Annotated in this window: 7 protein-coding genes and 2 pseudogenes; 5 read left to right on the top strand and 4 right to left on the bottom strand. The window is 71.1% G+C overall.

All coding sequences use genetic code 11. From position 1 onward, the window contains the following. Positions 1 to 182 (top strand): DUF2834 domain-containing protein (locus tag AC2VOK_RS17165; RefSeq protein WP_428901556.1); only part of this gene is annotated, 182 nt, incomplete at its 5' end. On the opposite strand, the gene AC2VOK_RS17160 is transcribed toward AC2VOK_RS17165, so the two are convergent. Together AC2VOK_RS17160 and serS are read right to left on the bottom strand one after the other, a co-directional pair. Further along, positions 179 to 1,288, bottom strand: a complete 1,110-nt coding sequence (locus AC2VOK_RS17160; protein WP_428901557.1) for a GGDEF domain-containing protein — start codon at positions 1,286 to 1,288, stop codon at positions 179 to 181. The genes AC2VOK_RS17165 and AC2VOK_RS17160 overlap by 4 nt on opposite strands. Positions 1,289 to 1,406: 118 nt before the next feature. Further along, complete coding sequence (gene serS, locus AC2VOK_RS17155; RefSeq protein ID WP_428901555.1) at positions 1,407 to 2,666, bottom strand: serine--tRNA ligase; 1,260 nt, start codon at positions 2,664 to 2,666, stop codon at positions 1,407 to 1,409. Positions 2,667 to 2,791: 125 nt separating this feature from the next. Between serS and AC2VOK_RS17150 the strand changes: the two genes are divergently transcribed. From AC2VOK_RS17150 to AC2VOK_RS17140, 3 genes and pseudogenes are all read left to right on the top strand, one after another. After that, a complete protein-coding gene (locus tag AC2VOK_RS17150) occupies positions 2,792 to 4,051 on the top strand; it encodes a septum formation family protein (RefSeq protein WP_428901554.1) in 1,260 nt (419 codons plus the stop codon). Between the two features lie 4 nt (positions 4,052 to 4,055). Then, a pseudogene (locus AC2VOK_RS17145) lies at positions 4,056 to 4,491 on the top strand (metallopeptidase family protein). Next, entirely contained in the window at positions 4,488 to 4,679 is a 192-nt protein-coding gene (locus AC2VOK_RS17140; RefSeq protein ID WP_428901553.1) for a hypothetical protein, read from the top strand. The pseudogene AC2VOK_RS17145 and the gene AC2VOK_RS17140 overlap by 4 nt, the downstream one beginning before the upstream one ends. A 1-nt stretch (position 4,680) precedes the next feature. Here the strand turns inward: AC2VOK_RS17140 and AC2VOK_RS17135 are convergent, their stop codons facing one another. Beyond that, positions 4,681 to 5,361 (bottom strand): histidine phosphatase family protein, encoded by a 681-nt coding sequence (locus AC2VOK_RS17135; RefSeq protein WP_428901552.1) that lies wholly within the window; start codon positions 5,359 to 5,361, stop codon positions 4,681 to 4,683. Next, positions 5,358 to 6,296, bottom strand: coding sequence for a prephenate dehydratase (gene pheA, locus AC2VOK_RS17130; RefSeq protein WP_428901551.1), 939 nt, complete (start codon positions 6,294 to 6,296; stop codon positions 5,358 to 5,360). The genes AC2VOK_RS17135 and pheA overlap by 4 nt, the downstream gene beginning before the upstream one ends. A gap of 83 nt (positions 6,297 to 6,379) precedes the next feature. Between pheA and AC2VOK_RS17125 the strand changes: the two are divergent. Beyond that, positions 6,380 to 6,694: pseudogene (locus AC2VOK_RS17125) on the top strand (DUF2470 domain-containing protein); the annotation flags it as partial.

Genomic DNA, 6,694 nt, shown 5'->3' with positions numbered 1-6,694 from the left:
TCCTGCTGCCGCTGTTCACGATCGTCGACGGCCGTCGCCGTGCGCTGCGGCATCCGTGGCTGTACTTCGTGTCCAGCCTGTTCACCAGCTTCGCCTTCGCGTTCGCCTTCTACTTCGCCACCATCGAGCGCCAACACCGGCACGCGCGATCGGCCACCGTGCCGACGACCGTGGACACCTAATTTTTCTCGGCGCCGGGCCCGTCGCCGCAGCACGCGGTCAGGGGCACGTGGCGACCGGCCCGGTTGCCGCCGCGGCGTTTGGCGGCGTACATCGCGGCGTCGGCGACCGAGATCAGCTCGTCGAGCAATTCGTCGGCCTCCCGGTCCGGGAAACGCCCGTGCACGCCGGCGGTCCCGACGCTGGCGGTGACACCGAAGGGCAGCGCGGCGATCGCGGCGCAGAGCCGTTCCGCTCGTACTCGCACCTCGTCGGGGGACCAGGCGTCGGCCACCAGGAACTCCTCGCCGCCCACGCGCCCGATGACCGCGGTACCGTCGGCGCCGGCGCGCAACGCCCGCGCCACCGACACCAGCGCGTCGTCGCCGGTGCCGTGCCCGTGGACGTCGTTGAGCAGTTTGAAGCGGTCCAGGTCGATCACGGCGACGACGAAATGCCCGAACTCGACGCGCTGCTCCTGCAACCGCACTTTGGCGCGCCGGCGGAATGCGCGCCGGTTCAGCAATCCGGTGAGTTGGTCGCGGTCGGCGCGCACCGCGTCGGTGCGCAACATGGAAGCGATGGCCTGGATCGCGAATGGCATGGCCACGTCAAGCATCAGGATCAACAAGTAGCTGCTCCCGGCGGCGACAAGGCCGTACCGTCCGGCGATCCGATCGGCCTCGAATGCTCCCGCGGCGGCGGCGACCGCAACGCAGTACACCATCTGACGCGCCGTGTGGAACACCGCGACATAGCAGGCGTTGGTCGCGAACGTCGTGCACACGAGCAGGGCGGCGACAGGATGGCTCTGGGCCAACACCGCCAGCGCGATGCTGGTGTTGGTCAGCAGGGCCAGCCGGACGGCCCGGTCCCGGGACGGCCAGCACACCGCCCACACCGCGGCGACGATCGCGGCGCTGCCGCAGGCGAGCACGACGCAGGCGAGCTGAGCGGTCCCCCGCGGGCCGGTGGGAGTCCACACGGTCGCGATCGCGGCCAGGGCCAGCCCGGCGGAGATCAGCGAGATCGCGGCCCGGACAAGGTGCGGCATCCCGCGGGCGCGCAGGTGACTGATGAGCTGTTCGTAATCATCGGTTTGACGCCACCAGCGACCGACCCACTTCATCGTGGTCACCGTCTCCCCCTTCCGGGGCACCCCTTGCGACGCACCCGACGTGGCTTGCCGATGCTTGCCAGATGATAGTGCGGCGGCGCCAGCCGCACACCCGTCGGAGGCGGACGGGTCAGGCCTTCGGCTCCAGCACCTCGACGCCGACGAACGGGACGAGAGCTTGGGGGACCCGCACGCTCCCGTCGGGCTGCTGATGGTTCTCCAGGATCGCCACCAACCATCGCGTGGTACCCAGGGTGCCGTTGAGAGTCGCCGCGGCCCGCGGCTTGCCCTGGTTGTCGCGGAAGCGGGTCGACAGCCGGCGTGCCTGGAAGGTGGTGCAGTTCGACGTCGACGTCAGCTCCCGATAGGTCCCCTGGGTGGGCACCCACGCCTCGCAGTCGAATTTGCGCGCGGCCGACGAGCCGAGGTCGCCCGCGGCGACGTCGATCACCCGGTAGGGCACCTCGATCTGCGCCAGCATCTGGCGCTGCCAGCCCAGCAGCCGCCGGTGCTCGGCCTCGGCATCGTCGGGCACGCAGTAGACGAAACCCTCCACCTTGTCGAACTGGTGCACCCGAATGATGCCGCGGGTGTCCCTCCCGTAGCTGCCGGCCTCCCGCCGGAAGCACGACGACCAGCCCGCGTAGCGCAGCGGACCGCCGGACAGGTCCACGATCTCGTCGGCGTGGTAGCCGGCCAGCGGCACCTCCGAGGTGCCCACCAGGTACAGGTCGTCGGCCTCCACCCGGTACACCTCGTCGGCGTGGGCGCCGAGGAATCCGGTGCCGGCCATCACCTCGGGGCGCACCAGCACCGGCGGGATCATCGGGACGAAGCCGTTCTCGACGCCGAGCCGCAGCGCCAACTGCAGCAGGCCCAGCTGCAGCAGCGCCCCGTGGCCGGTCAAAAAGTAGAACCGGGAGCCCGACACCTTGGCGCCGCGCTGCATGTCGATGAGGCCGAGCGACTCACCGAGCTCGAGGTGGTCTTTCGGGTCGACGATCGCGGCCGGCTCCCCGACGACGTCGAGGACGGCGTAGTCGTCCGCTCCGCCGGCGGGCACCCCCTCGATGATCACGTTGGAGATCGCCAGGTGCGCGGCGGTGAACGCCGCCTCGGCCTCGGTCTGCGCGGATTCGGCGGCCTTGACCTGGTCGGCGAGCTCCCTGGCGCGCTGCAACCGGGCCGGACGTTCCTCGGCCGATGCGGCGCCCACGCTCTTGCTGGCGGCCTTCTGCTCGGCGCGCAGCGCGTCGGCCGACGAAATGGCGGCCCGGCGCGCTGCGTCGGCCGCCAGCAGGGCGTCGACGAGCCCCGGGTCCTCGCCGCGGCTGATTTGGGAACGGCGCACGGCGTCGGGGTCTTCGCGGAGCAGCTTGAGGTCGATCACGGCCCTGAGACTACTTTCGGCGCTGCGGCCCGCCGGCGGAGCATCCCGCCCGGCCAATCCCACGCAACGACAACCGCAACAGTGGTCACGCGGGTGGGCGACTCCTGTCAGAATGGAACATCACAATGGAGCAGATGTCGGAAGCCCCCGCGCCAGAAGCCCCGGAAGCCAGCACTTCGGCTGTACCGGGCCGGCCGCGCAGGCTGCGAGCGGTACGGGCGCGAGCCACGCGGCGCGGCCTGCTGCTCACCGCGCTCGGCGGCCTGATGATCGCCGGACTGGTGACCGCCATCCCGGTCGGCGGTACCGGGCCGGGGCGGTTGGCCGGTTACCTCGACGCGGACCCGGCCCCCAGGACGGGCACCAAGAGCGAAGCAGCCTTCAACCGCGCCGTCGGCGGCGACTGCCTGATGTGGCCGGACGCCAGCCCGGAGTCGGCGGCAATCGTCACGTGCGCCGACGACCACAAGTTCGAGGTCGCCGAGTCCATCGACATGCAGACGTTCCCCGGCTCCGAATACGGACCCAAGGCCGAACCGCCGTCGCCGGCCCGCATCCAGCAGATCACCCAGGAGCAATGCGAACCCGCGGTCCGCAACTACCTCGGATCGAAGTTCGACCCCAACAGCAGGTTCATGGTGAGCCTGCTGTGGCCGGGCGACCGGGCCTGGCGGCAGTCCGGCGACCGCCGCATGCTGTGCGGGCTGCAGCTGCCCGGCGCGCACGACCAGCAGCAGGTATTCACGGGCAAAGTCGCCGACCTCGACCAGTCCAAGGTGTGGCCGGCCGGCACCTGCCTGGGCATCGACCCGGCGACCAACCAGCCGATCGACGTCCCGGTCGATTGCGCGGCCCCACACGCGATGGAGGTCACCGGCACGGTGAACCTGGCCGAGAAGTTCCCCGGACCCCTGCCCGCCGAGCCCGACCAGGACGCTTTCATCAAGGACATGTGCACCCAGATGACGGAGTCCTACCTGGCGCCCGTCAAACTGCGCACCACGACCTTGACGCTGATCTATCCGACCGTCTCCCTGCCCAGCTGGTCGGCGGGCAGCCGGGAGGTGGCGTGCAGCATCGGCGCGACGCTGGGCACCGGGGGCTGGGCCACGCTGGTCAACAACGCCCAGGGCGAACTGCTCATCAACGGACAGCCGCCGGTGCCGCCGCCGGACATCCCCGAGGAGCGGCTCACGCCGATGCCGATCCCGATCCCGGTCCGGGCGCCGGCCAGTCAGCCCAGCGTGCCGGCGAACCCCGTCCCGCCGAACAACCAGCATCTCCCCCACCAGCAGCCGGCCGCACCTCCTCCCCCGGCTCCCACGGCTCCCTCGGCTCCGGCCGCACCGCAGGCGCCGCCGGCCGAGGCCGCGCCGGGAGGCTAGGCGCGTGCCCGTGCGGATGGACCCGCACCAATTCGACGAGCTGGTCTCTGCGGCACTCGACCTGATCCCACCCGAGCTGGCCGCAGCGATGGACAACGTCGTCGTCCTGGTCGAAGAACGCCACCCGGACGACCCCGGACTGCTCGGGCTGTACGAGGGGGTGGCGCTGACCGAGCGGGACTCCGACTACGCCGGCTCGCTGCCGGACGCGATCACGATCTATCGTGAGCCGCTGCTGGACGCCTGCGCGTCCCACGACGATGTCGTCGAGCAGGTGGCGATCACCGTCATCCACGAGATCGCGCATCATTTCGGCATCGACGACGACCGCTTGGAGGAACTGGGTTGGTCCTGAGAGCAGCCCGAGCCCGCCCCGGTGCCGCCGCGCCCGGTGCGGCACCGGGGCTTTGCCGGCGCCGGATGCTATGAACGCCTCATGAGCCACGAATGCCGCGCGTGCCGGGCAGACTTGGATCACTGTCACGGAACCCGGATCCGCCACGCACTGCACCGGTCGGAATGCACCGAAGCAGACTGTCATGACCCCGAAACGGTGCCGCACACGTTCGTCGTCGACTGCGATGCCCTCGGCTGCGGATGCGCCGAATCGGTCGCGCTGGCCGTCTGATTCAGCCCATCGGGTCGGTGCCCGAACGGACCGCGTCGGCGGCGGCCTCGGCTTCGGGGGCGAACGGCGGAGTCAGGGTTGCCCACCGCACGCAGCTCCACCGCCCGTCGGTGATCGGGGCCAACACCACCGACTCGGCGTTGCCAAGATGGTTGTCCAGCGCGAAACGCCCGTCCACCCCGGCCAGCACCGCCGCAACCAGGCGTATCGCCGCGCCGTGACTGACGACGACGATGTCGCCGCTCCACTGCTGGTCGTCGAGGTACCGCAAGCGCAGCTCGGTGAGCACCGGCACGTAGCGAGCCAGGACGTCGTCGGCGCTCTCCCCACCCGGTAGCCCGACATCGAACTCGCCGTGGTGCCACCGCTCGTAGACGGCGTTGAACTCCGCCACCGCCTCGTCGTCGCTGCGGCCCTCGAGCTCGCCGACCTGCACCTCGTGGAGGCCGTCGAACTCGGTCGCGGTCACGTCGAGCGCGGCCCCGATCACCGCGGCGGTCTGCGACGCCCGCGCCGCCACCGAATGCGCGAGCAGAGCCGGGCGCCCCCATCCCCGGGCAAAAGCACGGGCCTGGTCGCGCCCCACGGACGTCAGCTCCGCCCCGGGCGGGCGGGTGTCGAGCCTGCGTTCGACGTTGCTGTAGGACTGGCCATGCCGCAGCAGCACCAGGCGCCCGCTCACGACGGCCTTCCTTCCCGCAGACCCGTGAGCCAGCGAGACGCCTCGTCGGCGGCCGGTGGCAGGACCCCGGCGGGCGCACCCGTCGGCCAGGAACCCAGATATCGCACATCGGCACAACGACGGTGCAACGCTGTGAGTGCCTCGGCGACGGCGTCATCGTCGATATGGCCGACGCAGTCGACGAAGAACAGATAGGTGCCCAGCTCGGTGCGGGTCGGCCGGGACTCGATGCGGGTGAGGTCGATCCCGCGGATGCCGAATTCGGCCAGCGCGGACAGCAGTGCGCCGGGGGCGTTGTCGATGCGCAGCACCACCGAGGTGCGGTCCGCGCCGGTGCGGGCCGGCGGCGGCCCGGGCGGCCCGCACAGCACGAAGCGGGTGCGGGCGTTGGGTTCGTCGACCACGCCGTCGGCCAGGACACCCAGGCCCCAGTGGGCGGCGGCCAGGGGCGAGGTCACCGCGGCGTCCACCAGGCCGTCGGCCGCCTGCCGCGCCGCGTCGGCGTTGGAGTAGGCCGGACGCAGCTCGGCGCCGGGCACATTGGCGTCCAGCCACCGCCGCACCTGCGCCGCGGCCACGGGAAAGGCCGCCAGGCTGCGCACGTCCGGGGAACCGGGGCGAGCTTCCAGGCCCGGCCTGACGACGATGCTGAACGCCACATCCAAGGTTGTCTCCGCGAAGACCTGCAGCGGGGAACCGATCGCCAGGCTGTCCAGCGTTGACATCACCGATCCGTCGATCGAGTTCTCGATCGGCACGCAGGCGAACTGGGCGGCGCCGGCGCGGACGGCGTCCAGCGTGGCGGGCGTGCTGTCCATGGGGAGCCGCGTCATCCCGTCGAGTTGTTGCTCGGGAACCAGGCCGGCCACCGTCATCTGCAGCAGCGCGGCCTCGGTGAACGTGCCTTCGGGGCCGAGGTATGCGATACGCACCACACCCAAACCCTAACGGCAGCTCGCCCGCTGACCTTGCGGCGTCCTCCCTGCTAAGTTAACTTAGGCTTACCTAAAGAGGTTGGATGTCACCGTCACCTGGCGCCGCGCCGACGACCGCCGAACGGATCCGCAGCGCGTGCGCTCGAGCCGGCGGCGTGCAGCTCGCCCTGGAGAGCGGCAGAGCGAACGAGGTCCCGTTCGCGACGCCCGTGCACCACCTGCTGCCGGACGGGTCCTTCGCCGTGGCCGTTCCGGCCGGTCGGGGTGGAGCTCCCGGCCGTGGCATCTGCGGATCCCAGGCCGTGCTGGAGCTCACCGACTACGCGCCGCTGCCGCTGCGGGAACCGGTCCGGTCGCTGGTCTGGGTGCGTGGCCGGGTGCGCACTGTACCGCCGTGC

The sequence above is a fragment of the Mycobacterium sp. TH-M116 genome (assembly GCF_057473685.1).
This window is presented reverse-complemented; position numbering and strand designations above follow the sequence as displayed.

Coding starts and splice junctions, on each gene's coding strand:
- AC2VOK_RS17160 (WP_428901557.1), bottom strand. CDS start 1,288: ATGAAGTGGGTCGGTCGCTGGTGGCGTCAAACCGATGATTACGAACAG.
- AC2VOK_RS17150 (WP_428901554.1), top strand. CDS start 2,792: ATGGAGCAGATGTCGGAAGCCCCCGCGCCAGAAGCCCCGGAAGCCAGC.
- AC2VOK_RS17140 (WP_428901553.1), top strand. CDS start 4,488: ATGAGCCACGAATGCCGCGCGTGCCGGGCAGACTTGGATCACTGTCAC.